Source organism: Paenibacillus sp. JNU01 (assembly GCF_059130585.1).
In genome coordinates this window covers 4,825,241-4,845,250 of the sequence record NZ_CP169723.1, presented here as the reverse complement: position 1 = coordinate 4,845,250, position 20,010 = coordinate 4,825,241, and the positions used below count along the sequence as shown (strand labels likewise).

Here is a 20,010-nt window from a genome sequence, read left to right as displayed (position 1 = left end):
GGGGCCTCACGAATTCGTGAGGTCTTTTTCCATTTGGAGCTGGTGCCGATGTTTGATTCCTTTGCCTGGTGTTTCTCCAAACTCCCGCTTGAACATCCGGATAAAATAGTTCACTTCCATGCCGATGGTTTCTGCCGCCTCTCGCACGCTTGCACTTGGATGCTTGTTCAACCAGTCCGAAGCCTTCTGCAACCGCAATCGCTGCATATATTGATGCCCTGTCACGCCATAATGATGATGAAACAATCGATTGAGATGCTGCACCGAATAACCCACTGCGTCAGCGACATGCCTCAATAACAGGTCATCCTGATAATGCGTATGCATCAATGCTACTGCCCGGACGAGTGCCTCCTTGCCCATATCGGACTCCCGATTCGAACGTGTTACAGCGCTATCCTGTGCCATAGACGATCCAATATCCACACGACCGACATCCGATGCAATTTTTGATTGTGCTATATCCAAAATGAGCTGGTAGATCAGGGTTGATGTGTTCCACATCTCCGTTGCTCCTTGATCCAGCGCGTGCCAGAGATCTGCTAACCGCGACCAGATGAATTCAAAACTCGAGATGGGATACGGCTCGTTCTGAAGCAAACCCGCGCTATGAAGTACCGATCCAGCAGATGCACCGCCAATACCGATATAACCAAGTTCTTCTTTGGATTTGGAATGAGGCACATACTCATGCGCAATCCCGGGCTCCACAATGAATAACTGCCCTGCTCCCATCGTCCACGTCCCTTTTCCCGGAATCCTGAACTGCCCTTCACCACCCCGTGACAAAAACAACTGATACACCGGAAATCCATCCGGTCTATGCAGAACTTTCGCTTCCTGCGTGCCCACACAATACAGGTACAGTGGCAACCGGGAATCCGGCTGGCCCGTCAAACGAAACGCAAGCATTCCATCATTCCTTTCGGCTCATAGGCTTCTAGCTTATTCCTTCTATTATCTATCGGGTTGTCCTATTGCAGCAATGGTCTAAGGAACCTTTTTGGCGACAAGATTTTCAATTATTAAGTGAGGCAGTTGCGCTAGGATAATAGAAAAAACTCCCTTTTCAATTGAAAAGGGAGTTTGACTAGTTAAACAGTAATTCATAGTTTGAAACACGTGAGCCACAAATTTATGGTGATGTTGTATTATTTGGATCTAACACTGGGGTATCAGAAGCTTGACTACCTGTTGCTGGCTGCTGAGCAGCTGCCAATTCCACTGAGGCAGGAGCGGATAAAGCGTTAATCGTCGCTTGCTGTTGATCCGCAACAGACAAGACATACACTTGATAAATGTTTCCAGAAACAATCGCATCACCATCTGTATCTTTTGAAAGAGTCAGTGCAAAGTCTCCTTTAGATCCTATTGCAAAACTCTGGAAGCGATCAGTATCGTTTACACCGTTTGCCACAGAAGGAGTAAACGTAGAGCCGTTTTTCACAACAAAAACTTTATATTGAGAAATTCCTTGTTCAGTTGCATTCGGAGTAAGATTAATTTTTATTGCAGGTCCTTGGGCTCCAGTTGCATCGGTTGCAGTAAGGCTTGCGGCCTTCACTTCAACTGGTTGCTGCTGTTTAGGATTCACACTAAAGATTTTCGAAGCCACGGAGAGACTAGACTCACGTGTGTTGCTGTCAGACACTGATACAACAACGACCCGATAGGTTTTGCTAGAGTCAATTGGAGTTCCGTTAACATCTGATGTAAATGCAAAAGGCTGTACGTTCGTACTTGATTCATTCTTAGGTAAATTGAGGTAGTTACCCAATGATAAAACAGACTTAGCTGAATTTAAATTAAATGAATTGATCTGTCCTGATGGCACTATCATTATTGCATAGTTTGATATTCCAGTGACGTTCAGAGGCTTAGCAAAAGTAACCAGAATATCAGTTGCATCCCCCGATGCCTGCGCTGCAGCCTTCACAGTTACGTCCACATTGCTCGCCATCGCTACAGCAGTATTTGAAGTCAGTGTGATTGCACCGTAAGGCGATGACAATGCATTTGCCAGAGAAGCATTGTTATTCACGGCCATCACATATACTTGGTAGGCCACATCATTACGAATCGGTTCGTTATCCACTGTTCTTGAGCTACTTGTTAAAGTAACAGTCTGATTAACTCCTGTTTTACTGACGGTTCTGTAATACGCGCTGCTCACACCATTCGCTATGTTCAGATTAAACGTGCTGCCCGCTTTCACCACAAACACCCGATAATGATTCACATTCGTCTCATCCGCGGATTTATTAAATGTCACACGCAAATCACGGCCATCTCCGTTATCACCAATATCCGTTGCACCCACATTGCTCGGAGCCGTTATAGCCGCGTTCTGTGTCAGCGTAATTTGGGAAGAGTAACCAGACAACGCATTCTGACTGGAGTTTCCGTTGTTATTCACCGACAGCACGAATACCCGATAAGCAACGTTATTGGTAATCGTGTAACCATTAGTGTCTACCGCATAGTTCGGAAGCGTAAAGGACAGGTTACCACCCGTTTTGTTCACCTGTGTGTAGTTGCTTGACGCATTAGCTGCGCTCAACGTAAAGCTGCCCACATTAGCGGAACGAACGACATATACACGGTAGGCAGAGATTCTGGATTCATCCGCAGCTTTGTTGAACGAAACCCGCAGATCACGACCATCACCGTAGTCACTAATATCCGCAACAGCCAGGTTGCTGATAACTCCAGCGTTACCGTTCGTTGTAAGTCTCAGCACAGTGGAGGAAGCTGACAGCGCATTGGTGTATCCATTTTGCTGATTGCCCACTGCCATTACGTAGATGCGATAATCTTGCAGATTCGTTACGTTATAACCACTTGTATCCTTCATGGATGAAGGCAATGTCGTTGTAATGTTGTTGCCTGTTTTGTTCACCGTATAATACAGACTGGAGGACAGATTGCTTGCTGTCGTCAGATTGAAACTGCTGGCAACCGAGTTACGCACCACGAAGATGCGATAGTTCGCTACCTTGGACTCATCCGATGAACGGTTGAAACTCACTTGAATGTCACGACCATCTCCATAATCCGAGTTGTCTCTCACCTGCGTAATTACCGGAGACGTTGCTGTGTTCACGGACAATGTAAGTGAAGAAGATGCTGCGGACAGCTTGCTGTCTGTTGTTGTATTTGTGCTTACAGACAAGATGTATACTACATATGCAGTACCGCTCTTGATCAATTCGCCGGACGTATCCCGAGTCGAAGAAGTCAGCTGACTTTTGACCGCAGCGGTGTTGCCTTTGTATATAATCGTGGAGTTTGCACTGGACACTTTGTTCGCTGCAGCCAGATTGAATGCAGAAGAATCCTTCGCTTTAACAACAAATGCACGATAATACGTAATGTTCGATGTCGTGCTCGGCTGTGTGAAGTTGATCTCCAGATCGCGGCCATCGCCATAGTCACTAATATCTGCGGCACGCAGACTTGTAACTGCCTGTACTGTGGATTTCACAATATTGAGCTTCAATGCCTGGGAAGACCAGTTCAATGCATTTTTATAATTATTGCTGCTGTTACCAACAGTCAGTACATACAGGCGATACGTTTCATTGCTATTGAGCAAATCCCCGTTTACGTCACGCGTCTGTGCATTAAGCGTCAGTTTCGGGTTGCTGCCATTCGGTGTTACAGATGTATAGTTCGCAGAAGGTACGGCCGATGCTGCCGACTCCGTGAAGGTATTCACATCGCGTGTTTTCACCAACATAATCCGGTAAGCAGAGACCGCCTTCTCCGACGTTGGACGTGTGAAGCTCACGGTCAGGTCACGACCATCCCCGTTACTTCCGGATACCGAACCATAGATGTTCCATGCAGCATATTGTGTCTCGTCCACTGGTGGCGTTGCCGTTGTTTTGATATCTACACGCTGATTGCGCGAGTTCCAGAATACTTTCTCTCCAAAAGCTTCACTGACAAAACGAATCGGAACCATCGTGTTGCCCTTAATCGTGTTTGCAGGTACATCCAGCGATATCGCTTCCCCGTTGATGTATGCCGTTTTGGAACCGAGTGTCAATGTAACTTCCTGATCGTCGCGAGTTGCAACAATCGTTTTGGTTCTGTTCGTGTACTGTACCTTCGCATCCAATCCTTCAAAAATCGAACGCAGCGGAACCAGTACACGTCCACCTTTCATCACAGGTGCCTGAGCAGATGATAACTCTGCATCATTAATATATATGCTGATCCTCGCAGCTGCATCCATAACCGACGTTGGAAGTGCGGACATCAGCATGGCCGATACAGCCAGCGCTGACATTACCTTCTTCACTTGTGTTCCTCCCGCTTTCCTCATATCCCATATCCCCATTCTCGCATGTAGTTAACATCGAAATAGATTCGTTGTTCTTTTCATTCATTCCTGTATTTACCTGTGCACAACTAAGACGTTCAGATCAGCTCAAAAGTTTCCAGTTGTACAAAAAATATTTTCGCAGAAATCTTCCTCTATCTTCCACCCTCCAAAAGTTAAAAATAACAGAAGAATTTGTCACTATTCCGCAACCTCATCCTGCCCCAATTGCGTTAATGTATAGTGACTAGTGAACAACGCCTATCATTTTCTTAACTACGGGAGGTTCATATCTATGACATCATCGTTCCAATCTGCCAAACGTAAAGGCATGCGTACCTTCATTACAGCAACCGCCGTCCTCATGCTGATCCAATCGACTGTCGTTCCATTATCCGGAGTTGCTTCTGCCGCTCCTTCCAGTACAGATTCCAAAGTCACAACTGCCAGTTCAACAACCATATATCAAACATTTCAATCCATGCTCTACAAAAAAAACGGCCTGCCTGCCGCGGATATTTATCTCGAATCTCATATCAAAAAAGTAACAAAACATCACGCCACCCTGATGGTGCTTCAATTGGAGAATGCTCGCCTAAAGGCGCTGAGTGCCATGACGGACCGCCTGCTCGTTCCTAACGTTCAGGACAAGATGCTCAAGGCATACAAGATGAATGATAGCTTCACCAAACTCATGGAGCGTACCCAGGACTCCGATTTGCGTGCACTGCTAAAAGAAGCCCGTGACAGTGGCTACCGCCTCGTCATGCTCGAAGGCTCCCTCTATCCCATAATGAATTATGCGGCATTCGTGAAATATTCATCTGATATTACAGCAGATATCTCAAGCTATATCAGTATCATGACGAAGGAAACGAAAAAATTGCCTGCGGATGACGGAGCTCTAATCATTGGCTATCAGGAAATTCTCCTTCGAGCACTCAGCCAGGAAAAATTCTTGGAACTCTATCCGAAATCAAATCGGGCCAAGCAGGTGCATAATCTGTTAAACAGTTATACCCTGTATACTTTTTATGGGCTGAACAATACACCGCTGTTTGATTATGACACGAACAAAATGGTTGCGAACGCCCAAAGAGGTTACAACGGCGTCTTGCAGCGTCTTGCATCCGTTGATAGTGAGTTCCTGACTAAGCTGGATGCCTTTATGGACGTGGTGAAAGAATCGAAGTATGAGAAAACGGCTGAAGTCGAGAAATGGCTGGAGCAGAATGTGCCGGTCAGTGATTATGCCAATTATTGAGTCAATGCGCTCTTTTCCATATATTGAAGCCTAAATGTGGGCTACGTTACAACATATCATTACGACAAAAAACCGCCACAGGATCTCCCCTGTAGCGGTTTCTTCTTGGTTTCTTGCTCTATTGAAGTGGCTTGACCATATGATTATACTCATGTCCTGCGATGACAATGACATCGTCTTTGACATATCCCTGCCGTTCATAGAGCATTAGCGCACGGCCGTTGTCCCGTTCTACAATCAGGGATACCTGCGAGTGACCCAGATCTCTGCCCTGCTGCTCAAAAGCAGCCATCAGTGCCCGGCCGATGCCCTGCCCCTGATAAGTTTCACTTACCGAGAGAGTATCCAGATAATACTCACCCGGGCGGGTTTCTTTAACCAAAGCATACTTCTCATCCCGACTTCGTCCAGGGCGATTCAGAATCGGCTGGTCCAGATGATCCGCTTCACCGCCATCATAGGCTACGAGAATTCCCGCCACAAGTCCATCCTGCTCCATCACTGTCACATGACGATAGCTAATCCGATTGTCTTCCTGTACATAGAAATCCTGCAAAATCTGCATCGCCTTATCATGATCCGCCTCACCCGCAAGCGCGTAAGCAATATCTCCTATCGCCTGGTACAGCAACGGAATGACTTGATCAGCATCTTCTATGCGCCCTGGTCTGATTAGAGGAGATGTTTCTTGGTGATCTGATTGCATACTTCATTTCACCTCCGACTGCATGTCTGACTGCCTTGTTGAATAATTCATCAGATTAACATGTTGAACAGATTCAGGTTTTTGTTCAGCTCAGTATAGGCGATACCTTTGCGGTTCATACGTTCAATGAGCGGTTGGTAATCTTCCTTGTACATCAGCTCAATGCCCACTAGGGCAGGGCCATTTTCCTTATCATGCTTCTTCGTATATTCAAAACGGGTGATATCATCATTCTTCCCTAGAACTTCCTCCAGGAATTCACGTAAAGCTCCTGCACGCTGTGGGAAATTAACCATGAAATAGTACTTCAAACCTTCGTAGATGAGAGAACGTTCTTTGATCTCCTGCATCCGGTCAATATCGTTATTCCCGCCACTAATGACACAGACCACCGTCTTGCCCACAATTTGCTCACGATACTGCTCCAGCGCCGCAACTGCCAAGGAACCGGCAGGCTCAACCACGATTGCATTTTCATTATAGAGCTCCAGAATGGTTGTGCAGGCTTTGCCTTCCGGCACTTTCACAATGTCATCAAGTATGCTGCTGCAGATATCATAGGTCAGGTCGCCAACTCGCTTCACCGCTGCGCCATCCACGAATTTATCAATATCATCCAGCGTTACAACCTGTTTGCGGAACATCGCCTCACTCATGGAAGCTGCCCCAAGTGGCTCAACACCAATGATGCGTGTCTCCGGACTCACGGTTTTCATGTAGGTTCCCACACCGGCCGCCAGCCCTCCGCCACCAATCGTCACGAACACATAGTCGGCATTCTCATCGAGACTTTCCATGATTTCCATCGCTACTGTACCATTACCTGCAATAATCTTCGGTTGATCAAAAGGATGGATGAACGTCATGCCCTGTTCGTCACATGCACGCATCGCTTCAGCATACGCATCATCATACGTATCCCCGATCAGCACCACTTCAACGTTGTCACCACCAAAACGTCTTACCTGTTTCACCTTTTGGTTCGGGGTTGTACTCGGCATGAAGATTTTGCCGTTAATTCCAAGGGCATTACAGCTAAAAGCGACGCCTTGGGCATGGTTGCCCGCACTTGCACAGACAATACCCTTCTCCATCTCGGCTGGTGTCAGACTGCGAATCATATTATAGGCACCCCGAATTTTGAACGAGCGCACCACTTGAAGGTCTTCCCTTTTCAGATACACATTACAGTTATATTTGGCCGACAATACAGCGTCCCGCTGCAACGGCGTTCTTACAATGACCTCACGCAGCACATGATGTGCACGCACGATATCTTCCATGCCAACACTGGCACGGCCGGGATTTGTGGTTCCCGTTGGTTCTTGTTCAACTGGTTTCATGTTGTCTCCACACTCCGCTTTTATGGTCTAGCAATGTCGCGCACTGCTTTTCTTTGTATTGTATCACTTTTGTTCTGTTCTTGCGCTTGAGCTTACATCATTTATCATTCGTACAATTTCATCGATAATGACCTGAGGGTCTGTATATATAACCATATGTCCCGATTGATCTGCCCCAATCCATCTTGCATTGGATAGCTTGCTCACCGTCTGGCGATGCGCCTTGATGAGTGCAGGTCTGATTTTTCCTTCTCCCTTACCCGGTTTCGTACCCGAGATCACGCTGACTTCCAGATCACCCAGAGCCGGAGGATGTTCCAGCAGCGCTGCCATGTCACTCAGAAATGTTTTGCCCTCCGCAAGCATCGTGCTGGCTGCTGTTACAGTGAAATCTTCCTTGAGGTGATCCGCCGCCACATCGTCAGGCTGAATGCTTCCCGCTTTGCTGCCGAGCAACTTATATAAACCCGTACGTGCCATGATTGGAATAAGGAAACCATTGAAGGCAAAGCTCATCTTAGTAAGTTTGGAAAAATACATTTCGCAATGCTCGTCTGATGGGTCCACCAGAATAATGCCACGTAATCGAGACAGATGTGCAGCCGCCGCAGCCCGTACGATCGGACCTCCCCAGCTATGTCCAACCAGAATGAAAGGCCCCGGACCCAGCGCAGTCAGCAGTTCCCCAAGATCCCCTGCAATGCGTTCAAGGCTACGGGGAGCCGCGTCTACATCACTTCGTCCCGCCCCTGCCCTGTCATACACGACGGCGCGTGCATGCTCAGCAATGGCTGGTGCAACTAATCCCCAGTTCGATCTGGAGGCACCCATGCCGGATTCAAATACAACCGTAAATTCTCCTGTTCCCCTGGACATATAATGTAATTTGCGACCATCGCGGGTCTGAACAAACGCACTTGAGCCAAACGTATGTGAGCTAGAGTTAGGATTCATATTCCCCTCCTGATTACATCCATAGTCAACTTTCACCGATCTAATTGAAAATGATTATCAATTACTCCATTATAGAATACTCCATCCTTTACCACAACCATGTTGATTCATCAAAGTTACAGCCGTCCTGTCGTTTCCATCGCTTTATGTCACGTTGCAAGGATCACCACCCATCCCACCGTTTTCTCCCTTTTTTCCTTATGCAAAAAGAAAACCCGATCCACAATCGGATCGGGTAACTGTACCAGCCACTATGCGGCTGGTCCTCACATACACCTTCTTGTTGCTTCGTGCGCAGTTCCTGCACGGATTGCACATTCGCTTAATCCAAGGATGGTTGAATACTCGGTTTAAGGCTACTGCCCCTTATCCCCGAATACCATGATCCTTGTTGTTCAGCTGCTCCAGAAGCTCGTTCATCGCTTCTTCCGTCATGGCCCCACCGCTAAACGCAACCAGTGCACGCAGTGGCATATATTTCATCATTGCATCCATCATATCTGCATGATCACCCGCATCCTCGCCACCGAACCCGCTGGCTTCCTGGAATTGTTGCAAAGCCTGTTCGAGCAGCTTTTTATGGGCCGGATCACGCTGGATATCACCCAATGTGCTGTTACGCGTATAGGTTGGAAGGAATGTCGCTGTAGACTCTACATTCACCCGTGTTTGCACATCGATGTCCCGTGAGGAACTGCCCACTTGAATCTCGAACTCTCCAGTCTCCACATGCCAGTCCTTCATATCTACATTGTAATAGGCGAATGAACGCTTGTTTAGTGTAAAGCTCACTACTTTTGACTCTCCCGGTTCAAGCGCTACTTTGGCAAAAGCCTTCAGTTCTTTGACTGGACGAATAACTGTGCTCTCTACGTCGCTGACATATAGTTGTACAATCTCCTTGCCCGCTCTGTCTCCGGTATTAGTGACCCGAACTTGCACATTCACCTCATCCTGATCGGTCAGTTCCGTGCGATCTACCTTCAGGTCGGCATATTCAAATGTGGTATAACTCAGTCCATAACCAAACGGGAACAGGGGCTCCAGCTCTTTTTTGTCATAATAGCGGTAACCCACAAAGATACCTTCCCGATAATCGACACGATCCCCTTCGCCCGGGAAGTTCAGATAAGATGGATTATGGCTGAGTTTGGCAGGGAATGTCTCTGCCAGTTTGCCGGACGGATTCACCTCTCCGTACAACAGATCGGCTATCGCTCCACCAACCGCCTGTCCACCAAGATACGCTTCGAGCACCGCTTGCACCTTCGGCAGCCAAGGCATCTCCACTGGAGATCCGTTGCTCAGCACAACGACGACGCGTGATTGAACCTTCGCAATCTCTTCAATCAGCCGGATATGATTGTCAGGCAGGCGCAGATGGGAACGATCATACCCTTCGGATTCATAACGATCCGGCAATCCAACGAACACTACAGCGGTATCCGCTGATTGCGCTGCCTGGACAGCCTCATGCATCAATGTCTCATCCACATCATCCGCTTCAATCCGATAACCTGGGGCATAGGAGAAGGTTACACCTTCGCCAGCCACCCGTGTCATCTCTTCCACAATATCATCCACTTTGGTCGGATTAATGTGGGAACTGCCACCGCCCTGGAAGCGGGGTTTACGCGCAAATGCTCCGATTAACGCCACTTTTCCTTCACGCCCCAGCGGCAGAAGACCTTCTTCATTTTTCAACAAAACCATACTCTCGGCTGCCACCTTGCGCGCAAGTTGGTGATGCTCATCCTTGTTATATGTAGCCCCTTCTTTCTTTTGATCAACGGCATTGAAGATCAGCGTAAGCAAACGCTCCACCGCTCGATCCAGCTTGTCCAGCGGCAATTGTCCGCTCTCTACGGCATCAATCACTTTACGCTCACCAATTCCACCACTTGTTGGCATCTCTAGTTCCAGTCCTGCCGCAAGGGCGTCTGCACGTTCATTGACCGCGCCCCAGTCGGATACCACAAGACCTTCGTGTCCCCATTCGTCTTTCAGGATGTCGGTAAGCAACCATTCATTCTCACCTGCATACGTACCGTTCACCTTATTGTAGGAACACATCACCGTCCAAGGTTGTCCATCCTTCACCGCACCTTCGAAGCTCGCAAGATAGATCTCACGTAGCGTCCGTTCATCTACTACCGCATCAATCGACATGCGTCGTTCTTCCTGATTATTGACTGCAAAGTGTTTGAGAGACGTACCCACGCCCTGACTCTGTACACCCTGAATATGACCTGTAGCCATCTGCGTGGATAACAACGGATCTTCGGAAAAGTATTCAAAATTACGTCCGCCCAGTGGGGAACGTTTAATATTCACACCCGGCCCAAGCAATACCGCTACATCCTCAGCCTGACATTCCTCACCCAAGGCTACTCCGACCTGACGCGCCAGATCCTTGTCCCATGAACTAGCCAGTCCTGCCGCAGACGGGAAACAGGTTGCGGGCACGCTCGACGTCAGACCGAGATGATCTGCACTGCCATCCTGCTTGCGCAGCCCATGAGGTCCGTCCGTCACCATGATGGAAGGAATGCCAAGACGCTCCACCCCTTTCAGATGCCAAAAGTCCAGTCCCGAGCACATACCCGCTTTTTCTTCCAGTGTCATCCGCTGTACCAGTTCCTTGATGTTACGTTCCACATTAACCCCTCCAGTTCATGATGTTAGTACAATTTACACTGCACTCCGATGAAAGAACACTTCGTTTCTTCAAGTTTTTTCTGTATTTTCCGTTGTCATGTAAATCTTTAGTTGGATTTAAGTAATATAACAAGAATACATCTTCAACTATTGATTATTCAAATGTTTACCCCATTCGTCACGCTTACATAACAGCAACTCTTCGTTTGCTTCACAAGCCAAAAATAAAATAAAAAACAGCCCGATTTCAATTTCATCAGGACTGTTTTTTATTGCTTTAGCTTCACAATATTTGGGATTAATCATACCGCTCATTCAATAAGAAAATACCCAACTTACGCCTGTCTCTTAAACCAAGCTGCCGCAGCTTCTGCCTCGGTACGAGTCAACTGATGACCCTGACGCTCCCAATACGTGTTTACATCGGCACCTGCACCACTGAGCAGCGAAGCAAGTTCCTCAGTTTCACGTCTTGGTACAATTGGATCGTTCTCGCCTGCACCGATGAACACAGGCAGACCTTTCAGATCTGGCAATTCCAGACCACGCAGCGGTACCATTGGATGATGCAGAATCGCACCTTTGAATACATCCGCTTGATGGAAGATCAAGCTTGCCGCAATGTTGGCACCGTTAGAGTAGCCAAGTGCATACACGTTGGACCGATCGAATCCATACTCCACCGCAGCTGCATCTACAAAAGATCCCAACTCTGCCGTACGAGCAATCAGATCTTCTTCATCAAAAATACCTTCGGCCAAGCGGCGGAAGAAACGGGGCATCCCGTTCTCCGATACGTTACCCCGCACCCCGAGGATGCCAGCTTCTGGCGCGATCATCTCGGCAAGACCGATCAGATCGTTCTCGGTTCCGCCTGTGCCATGAAGCAACAGAATTGTTGGGGCATCCGGCTGGGCACCTGCTTTATAGATATGTTTGATTGTATTAGTTGTGGTCATGATTTGGACTCTCCTTTCCATTCACGTACTTCAATTCGTGGCAACAATTGTTCAATCTGTTCGCGCTGTGGTTCATACCATTCAGGCAACATCAGTTTCTCACCCATGCTCTCTGCGGGTTCATCCCGTGCAAATCCCGGAGGATCGGTAGCCAATTCGAACAGTATGCCTCCCGGCTCCCGGAAATACACAGCGTTGAAGTATTGACGGTCAATGACTGGTGTTGGATGATACCCGGATTGTTCAAGATCCTGCTGAATTTGCTCATGCTCCGTGTAGTCTTTGGCACGCCATGCAATATGGTGAACCGTTCCGGCTCCGCCAATCCCGCGTTGAATGCCTGTAGACTGAATGTCAATGATCTGGCCAATATCGCCGCTTGCCTGTAGACGAAGGAGTCCGTTCTCTTCACCAACCTGCTCCAGACCCAGTTTGCTCACCAGTACATCCATGGTTTTCTCAGGAACGTGGCTGAACAATACCGCACCGCCAAATCCTTTGATGGCATGTTCCGGTGTCACACCGTTGAAACTCCAGCTGCTTGGCTGACCACCTTCGCGCTCAACCAGTTCAAGCAACAGGCCACCTTTATCGAAGAAACGAATGTACTGCTCACCGAATCTCGTTTTATCTTCATACGGAATGTCGAAGGAAGTAAGACGTTCTTTCCAGAAAGGCAAGCTTCCTACAGGTACCGCATATACGGTAACTCCAGTCTGACCTGAACCAATAACACCTCTTCTTGAATTCTGCTGTGGGAAGAAGGTGATGATTGTTCCTGGTGCACCCTGCTCATTCCCATAATACAAGTGATACACGTCTGGTGCATCAAAGTTAATTGTTTTTTTCACCAGTCTGAGCGCCAACACGCCTGCGTAAAAATCAACGTTTTTCTGTGCATCGTCTACAAAAGCTGTAATGTGATGAATGCCTGAAGTTCTGAACATAATCTCCACTCCCTTGGATTTAGTATTTAGTTGTATCATAGGTTGTTTTTACATCTTTTATTTATTTCGTTTCTGTTATTTATCTTTAAATTAAGATTCTTTAAATTTATATTAATCCATTGCACCTCAATATGCAAGCTTTTATTTTAAAATTAAGATGTAAACCAAAAAGCAGGCCCCGATCACATCGGGAACCTGCTTTTATCGTTAGAAGAATTACTTTGCTTCACTTAGATACTTCGTTAATGCTGTAATTTCTTTTTAACACTGCTGCTTAAACCAATTTCATTCTTTTGGGAGGATTCACCAAATCTTTGTGCTCGTATTCATCCTTGATATCTCCGACAATCTCTTCAAGGATATCCTCCATCGTAACCATACCTACCGTAACACCTGCCTCGTTTTTCACGGTTGCAATGTGTACACGGCTTTGCTGCATCTGAATCAGCACGTCCTTGATCGGAGAACGCTCAGAGAAACTCGGCGTATTATGGACAAATGTCTCCATATTAAAGGCACGGCCTGCAGCCACACTTGTCAGCATTTCTTTCGTGTTGATGAAACCAACAAAATGCGTCTGATCTCCATTTGCAATAACAGGATATCTCGTGTATTCGTGTCGATTCAACGTCTCAATGATCTGATCAAGCGGCATTTCTTTATTCAAGGTAACGATTTTATCTTTTGGAATCATAATCTCCTGAAGCAAACGCTCATCAAAAGCAAAAATGTTCTTCAGATAGTCCAGCTCCGTCTGGTTGATCTCGCCACTCTCATAGCTCTGTGCCATAATCAGCTTCAGCTCTTCTTCCGAGTGAACGGTATCATGCCCGGCAGGTTTTACACCAAATATGCCAAGCAACAGACGAGCAGCTCCATTCAGCGCGTAGATGAACGGATTCATGATTTTACCGAACCAGTACAGTGGTGGTGCCAGCAACAGCGTCATTCTCTCTGCAAACTGAATCGCCAGTGTTTTCGGTGCCAATTCACCAATAACCACGTGCAGGAACGTAATGATCGCCAGTGCAATACCATAGGAAAGCACGGTAGACAACGCCGCCGGCACTTCCATGCGCTCAAATAGCGGGTGCAGCATTTTCTCAACGGTAGGTTCACCCAAGGCTCCCAATACGAGCGCCGTAATGGTAATCCCCAATTGACATGCCGACAGATAATAATCCAGGTTGTGTGCCACTTTTTTGGCCAGTACTGCCTTTTTGTTACCTTCCGAGATCAGTTGATCGATTCGGGACATCCGTACTTTAAGAATTGCAAATTCGGCTCCAACGAAAAAGGCTGTCAGACCTATAAATACGGCTACTAAAAATAAATTCAAGGCTATTATTCCGTCCAATGATTTCCCTCAGGTTGAGGGATTCACCTCCAAGTAAAATTTATATTAAGGTTGCTCAGACCACTCCGATGACTGAATAACCTTCCGACCGCTGTTATCCCCAGATTTTTTTGATCCTTATATAAAAGGGGAAAATCCGGGGATAAAGGCGGACGCTTCGCTTCTTCAGTCTATTCTGTCCTCTCCGTTATCGCAAAAACATTTAAATTTTAAAAATTTCCGGGTAAGATCACGCCAGATCGCTTGCACCTTCCTCAACTTCAGCGCCGCTCACTCGTTCCAAAAGAACTTGCTTGATGTGATAATTTTCGGCATCGACAACGGTCCAGACATAATCACCGTGTTCTACCGTGTCGCCTTTTTCCACACCCACACCCTTCTGGTACTGAATCCATCCGGCTACGGTATCCATCTCTTCATTTCCTTCAAAGCTAAGCCCGAACTGCCGCTCCACTTCATCCAAAAGGACCCGACCATTAATGAGATATTGATTCTCTCCGGTCTCCTGAATATCAGCCACCTCATCGGCATCGAATTCATCACGAATCTCACCGACCAGCTCCTCCAGAATATCCTCCATCGTAATGATTCCCGAAGTACCGCCGTACTCATCCACAACCACGGCCATGTGTACACGTTCCTGCTGCATTTTAATCATCGCATCCTGGATACGTGTAACTTCAGAAACGAATGGGATCTCGCGAACGAACTCGCTCAGTTGATACGATCTTGCAGCAACCATATCCGGCAAAATCTTCTTCACATTCACGACGCCGATAATGCGGTCCTTGTCCCCATCCTCGATGACAGGGTAACGTGAATAGTTATGTTCATCCAATATCGGAATAATATCGTCATAGGTCATATCCTGATCTAATGTCACCAGTTCCGTACGTGGTACCATGATGTCTTTGGCATCACGTTCGTCGAATACAAATACATTTTCCAGATAAGAAAGCTTGGTCTTGTTGTTCTCGTCACCTTCATAACTCTGGTTCATGATGATCTTGATCTCGTCTTCCGAGTAGGCTTGATCATGTTCGGCAGGCTTCACACCGAATCCCCGCAGAATAACACGTGAGGCTCCATTAAGTGCCCAGATAAACGGATACATGATTTTACCAAACCAATATAAAGGCGGCGAGAGCAATAACGTCAGTTTTTCCGAAAACTGAATCGCCAATGTTTTGGGTGCCATCTCACCAACAACCACATGCAAGAATGTGACGAGGATAAAGGCAATTGCATATGAGGCAATGGATGAGATTGAAGCAGGCACATCTAAATAATTGAATACCGGGTATAACAATCTCTCAACCGTCGGTTTTCCGAGTGCTCCCAGTCCCAGAGCGGTGACTGTAATACCGAGCTGACAGGCTGACAGATAATAATCCAGGTCCGAGACAACTTTTTTGGCGAGTACGGCCTTTTTATTGCCCTCGGCAACCAGTTGATCCACTCTTGATGTACGAATTTTGACTACAGCGAACTCCGATGCTACGAAAAATGCAGTCAATGCAATCAAGATAATAAGTAAAGCGATATTCAATATGGTAATTATGTCCAATGATTTCCCCGATTCTCAGGGATTCACCTCCAGAGATAGTTACAGCGTGATCCGTTAACTGTGTTAACCATTCATCCGCTGTTAGTCTTTCAACACGACGTCTGCCTTATATAAAATCGATTTCAATGATAATTTTTGTATAAGTCTTACGTTTTGACCTTGTAAAATTACAAAACAGGAATTCAAGATGAAGTCAATGACTTGCAGAAACTTCTTCATTCAAATCGGGTTACCCCTCATGCTGTCAATTGTTCCTCGCTTAACTCCACCTAGATTCGCCATTTGGACAATTTACAATATCGCCTACCCAATAGATATCCACCTCCCCTCGTACTCATTCCTGTTTCCGAAAAGTATACCATGTTTCCCTCTCAACCATCCAGTTGCACGTTATGGTTTGGAACAAGGTTACAGTATAATGTTCACAAATTAGTCTCTATGTATGTTACGTACTTTATATAATATGATTAATATGGCCTTATAATGTGATATTGTTCACAAGTTTAGTATAGTCCGATTTCTAAAAATACTACCCTGTACCTCTGGGCATTAAACATCCTGAACATCCAGGTTTAATCCTGTTTCGTCTCTTTCCCCTATCTTTCACCTATGGACAAGTCCGATCGTTTACACAAGATACATCTATATACGAAGCAAAGAGCCCGCAGGATGCAAATACCTTTCCGGTACACATCTTTACGGACTCTTTGTTCATTCTATACCAGTGCTTTAGCAGCAATATCCGTCCGCTGATGTTTGCCATAGAATTGGATGTGCTCCGCCTGTGCATAGGCTTTGTTTCTAGCTTCGGCAATATCAGCACCAAGGCCCACAACGCCCAGAATCCGTCCACCGTTGGTGACCCAGTCTCCTGCTTCATTACGCGATGTACCTGCGTGGAATACCACCGCATCATCCACATGATCCAGTCCTTCAATGACTACACCTTTGGCATAAGGACCCGGATATCCGCCTGAAGCAAGTACCACACATACAGCAGCTTCATCGCTCCATTCAATCTCAATGTCAGCCAGCTTGCCATGGACAGTTGCCCAGAAGATATCAAACAAATCACTCTTCAGACGCGGCAAAACAACCTGTGTTTCGGGATCACCAAAACGCGCATTGAACTCAATCGTTTTGGGTTTGCCATCGGGCGAGATCATCAATCCGGCAAACAATACACCCTGGAATGGACGTCCCTCGGACACCATTGCTTTAGCCGTTGGTTTGATGATCGTCTCCACAGCCTCCTCAATAATGGAAGCCGGGATATGAGGCAATGGCGAGTATGTACCCATACCGCCTGTGTTTGGCCCCTGATCATTGTCGAATACAGGTTTGTGATCCTGTGCTGCGGCCATCGGACGAACGGTCTCCCCATCGACAAAAGCCAGAATGGACATTTCTTGACCTGCCAGGAATTCCTCGATGATCACTTTCGCTCCCGCTTCACCAAACACTTTATCCACCATGATGCTGCGAAGTGCCTGATCAGCCTCATCACGGGAATAAGCTACCGTCACACCTTTGCCCGCTGCCAGTCCATCTGCCTTGATGACAACTGGAATTGTTTGTTCATTCAGGTAGGCTTGAGCCTGTTCATAGTTATCGAATTTCTCATAAGCTGCCGTTGGAATGTTGTATTTGTGTAGCAGATCCTTCATGAACGTTTTACTTCCCTCGATCTCTGCTGCATTGCGACGAGGTCCGAATACCGGAATACCAGTGGAGTCAAATGCATCCACGATCCCATCCGCCAGCGGATCATCCGGACCAATAACCACTAATCCTACTTGAAGCTCTACAGCAAGAGCCGTTAGTTTATCGAATTCATTCACCGCAATCGCATGACACTCAGCGAGCTGAGCAATACCTGCATTTCCCGGTGCACAGTGAATCTTGCCTACCTTTGGACTCTTCACCAGCGCCCAGATGATTGCGTGCTCCCGGCCACCGCCGCCTACTACCAGAATATCCATTCGCTCTGTTCCCCCTCCGTGCATAACAGTATTTGTTACGCTACTGCGTATTGAACAACCTAAAAAATAGGGGGTGTACCATAAGTCATAAGTATGACTGGCGACACCCCTTATTTGAACCTTTTACGCTCTAGTGTTTGAAGTGACGAACGCCTGTGAAGACCATGGCAATTCCGTATTCATTGGCTACTTTGATGGATTCTTCATCTTTGATCGAACCGCCAGGTTGAATTACCGCTGTAATGCCGGCTTTTGCTGCCAGTTCCAGCGTATCCCCCATTGGGAAGAATGCATCTGATGCCAGAATAGCGCCTTTTGCTTGCTCGCCAGCTTGCTCAATCGCAATTTTGGCTGCACCCACACGATTCATTTGTCCAGCGCCCACACCTACTGTCATATCATTCGCAGCAAGTACAATCGCGTTGGATTTCACGTGTTTAACTACTTTCCAGCCGAACAACAGCTGTTTCAGTTCTTCTTCCGATGGTGCACGATCCGTTACCACGTTCAGTTCGCTCGCTTCGATGGAATGTACATCAGACTGCTGCACGATCATACCACCGTCGATGGAAGTTACCACGAATTGGCTCTCCCGTTTACGAGCAGCGTTCAGTTCACCCGTTTTGAGCAAACGAATGTTTTTCTTCTTCGTCAGGATATCGAGTGCCTCTTGCGTAAAGTCAGGAGCAAGCACGATTTCCAGGAAAATCTCGCTCAATTTGCCCGCTGTATCGCTATCGATAATGCGGTTGGCTGCCACAATTCCACCAAAGATGGACGTTGGATCTGCAGCATATGCCTTGCTGTAAGCTTCATAGATACTTGCGCCAATGCCTACGCCGCATGGGTTCATATGTTTAACCGCGACAACCGCAGGCTCTTCAAATTCTTTCACAATCTGCAATGCTGCGTTTGCATCGTTGATGTTATTGTAAGACAACTCTTTGCCATGCAATTGCTCGGCTGTTGTCAACGTATCTTGAGCAGCCAACGGTTTGCGGTAGAATGCCGCCTGCTGGTGTGGATTTTCGCCGTAACGCAAATCCTGGAGTTTTTCGTAAGTAACCGTCAGACGCTCTGGTAACGGATCACCGTTCAGGTTGGAGAGATAGTCAGAAATAACTGCATCGTAAGCCGCTGTATGGCGGAACACTTTTGCCGCAAGCCGTTTGCGTGTTTCGAGAGTGGTATCTCCATTGCTGCGAACTTCTTCAAGCACCTGCCCATAATCTGCTGTGTCAACAACGACACTAACAAAAGCATGGTTTTTGGCAGCAGAACGAAGCATGGTAGGACCACCGATATCAATGTTCTCGATCGCGTCTTCGTATGTTACGTCCGGCTTGGCGATAGTATCTTGGAAGGGATACAGGTTCACGACAACGAGGTCGATATAATCCAGTCCGTTCTCTTCCATCTGGCGCTTATGCTCTTCGCTGTCACGAACAGCCAGCAACCCACCATGCACTGCCGGATGCAATGTTTTGACACGTCCGTCCATAATTTCCGGGAATCCGGTCACATCCGAAATTCCGATGACAGGTACGCCTTCCTTCGACAACAGGCTGCTTGTACCTCCTGTCGAAATAATCTCCACACCCATTTGCGACAGCTCGCGGCAAAAGTCCACGATGCCTGTTTTATCCCATACGCTGACTAGCGCTCTTTTGATACTCACAATATGCTCCTCCTTTAATGTCCCATGGCTTCGCGTTTCCTGACGAAACACAGCCGATTTATTTCCCGAGAAATATCACAAAATGCGTACCAATTTTCGACTTCTGTTATATAGTCTATAAATGGATTTTCACACTTAAACACTACGAGTTCAGAACAATCTTTCGATCGCTGTTATTCCTAGATTTTTTTGAACAATTTCTCAATGGTAAAAATCCATTAATAAAGGCGAGCGCTCCGCTTCTCCAGCTTATTTCTGTCCTCTACGT

14 protein-coding genes are annotated in these 20,010 nt (G+C 47.0%); 1 reads left to right on the top strand and 13 read right to left on the bottom strand.

Annotation, left to right across the window (positions count from 1 at the left end; all coding sequences use genetic code 11):
• Positions 1-6: 6 nt before the first annotated feature.
• Positions 7-912, bottom strand: a complete 906-nt coding sequence (locus tag NLBNIHML_RS21185; RefSeq protein WP_494352678.1) for an AraC family transcriptional regulator — start codon at positions 910-912, stop codon at positions 7-9.
• A gap of 223 nt (positions 913-1,135) precedes the next feature.
• Positions 1,136-4,306, bottom strand: a complete 3,171-nt coding sequence (locus tag NLBNIHML_RS21180) for a stalk domain-containing protein (protein ID WP_494352677.1) — start codon at positions 4,304-4,306, stop codon at positions 1,136-1,138.
• Between the two features lie 316 nt (positions 4,307-4,622).
• Here NLBNIHML_RS21180 and NLBNIHML_RS21175 point away from each other — a divergent pair, with 316 nt between their 5' ends.
• Positions 4,623-5,591 (top strand): hypothetical protein, encoded by a 969-nt coding sequence (locus NLBNIHML_RS21175; protein WP_494352676.1) that lies wholly within the window; start codon positions 4,623-4,625, stop codon positions 5,589-5,591.
• A gap of 118 nt (positions 5,592-5,709) precedes the next feature.
• On the opposite strand, the gene NLBNIHML_RS21170 is transcribed toward NLBNIHML_RS21175, so the two are convergent.
• From NLBNIHML_RS21170 to purH, 11 genes are all read right to left on the bottom strand, one after another.
• On the bottom strand, positions 5,710-6,297 hold the full coding sequence (locus tag NLBNIHML_RS21170; RefSeq protein WP_494352675.1) for a GNAT family N-acetyltransferase: 588 nt from the start codon (positions 6,295-6,297) through the stop codon (positions 5,710-5,712).
• 50 nt (positions 6,298-6,347) lie between these two features.
• Positions 6,348-7,640 (bottom strand): threonine ammonia-lyase IlvA, encoded by a 1,293-nt coding sequence (gene ilvA, locus NLBNIHML_RS21165; RefSeq protein ID WP_339239493.1) that lies wholly within the window; start codon positions 7,638-7,640, stop codon positions 6,348-6,350.
• A gap of 63 nt (positions 7,641-7,703) precedes the next feature.
• Positions 7,704-8,594 carry an alpha/beta hydrolase gene (locus NLBNIHML_RS21160; protein WP_494352674.1) on the bottom strand — a complete coding sequence of 297 codons (891 nt, stop codon included), beginning with the start codon at positions 8,592-8,594 and terminating at the stop codon, positions 7,704-7,706.
• A 366-nt stretch (positions 8,595-8,960) separates the two neighbouring features.
• A complete protein-coding gene (locus NLBNIHML_RS21155) occupies positions 8,961-11,252 on the bottom strand; it encodes a beta-glucosidase family protein (RefSeq protein ID WP_494352673.1) in 2,292 nt (763 codons plus the stop codon).
• Positions 11,253-11,399: 147 nt separating this feature from the next.
• Positions 11,400-11,567 carry a hypothetical protein gene (locus tag NLBNIHML_RS21150; RefSeq protein WP_494352672.1) on the bottom strand — a complete coding sequence of 56 codons (168 nt, stop codon included), beginning with the start codon at positions 11,565-11,567 and terminating at the stop codon, positions 11,400-11,402.
• A 20-nt stretch (positions 11,568-11,587) separates the two neighbouring features.
• Positions 11,588-12,211, bottom strand: a complete 624-nt coding sequence (locus tag NLBNIHML_RS21145) for an alpha/beta hydrolase (protein WP_494352671.1) — start codon at positions 12,209-12,211, stop codon at positions 11,588-11,590.
• Entirely contained in the window at positions 12,208-13,158 is a 951-nt protein-coding gene (locus NLBNIHML_RS21140) for a ring-cleaving dioxygenase (RefSeq protein ID WP_494352670.1), read from the bottom strand. The genes NLBNIHML_RS21145 and NLBNIHML_RS21140 overlap by 4 nt, the downstream gene beginning before the upstream one ends.
• Positions 13,159-13,432: 274 nt before the next feature.
• Positions 13,433-14,515, bottom strand: coding sequence for a hemolysin family protein (locus NLBNIHML_RS21135; RefSeq protein ID WP_472474659.1), 1,083 nt, complete (start codon positions 14,513-14,515; stop codon positions 13,433-13,435).
• A gap of 229 nt (positions 14,516-14,744) precedes the next feature.
• Positions 14,745-16,082, bottom strand: a complete 1,338-nt coding sequence (locus NLBNIHML_RS21130) for a hemolysin family protein (RefSeq protein ID WP_342571808.1) — start codon at positions 16,080-16,082, stop codon at positions 14,745-14,747.
• A 716-nt stretch (positions 16,083-16,798) separates the two neighbouring features.
• Positions 16,799-18,064: a phosphoribosylamine--glycine ligase gene (purD, locus tag NLBNIHML_RS21125; protein WP_494352669.1), complete on the bottom strand. Its 1,266-nt coding sequence runs from the start codon at positions 18,062-18,064 to the stop codon at positions 16,799-16,801.
• Positions 18,065-18,194: 130 nt separating this feature from the next.
• Complete coding sequence (gene purH / locus NLBNIHML_RS21120; RefSeq protein WP_494352668.1) at positions 18,195-19,742, bottom strand: bifunctional phosphoribosylaminoimidazolecarboxamide formyltransferase/IMP cyclohydrolase; 1,548 nt, start codon at positions 19,740-19,742, stop codon at positions 18,195-18,197.
• Positions 19,743-20,010: the final 268 nt, after the last annotated feature.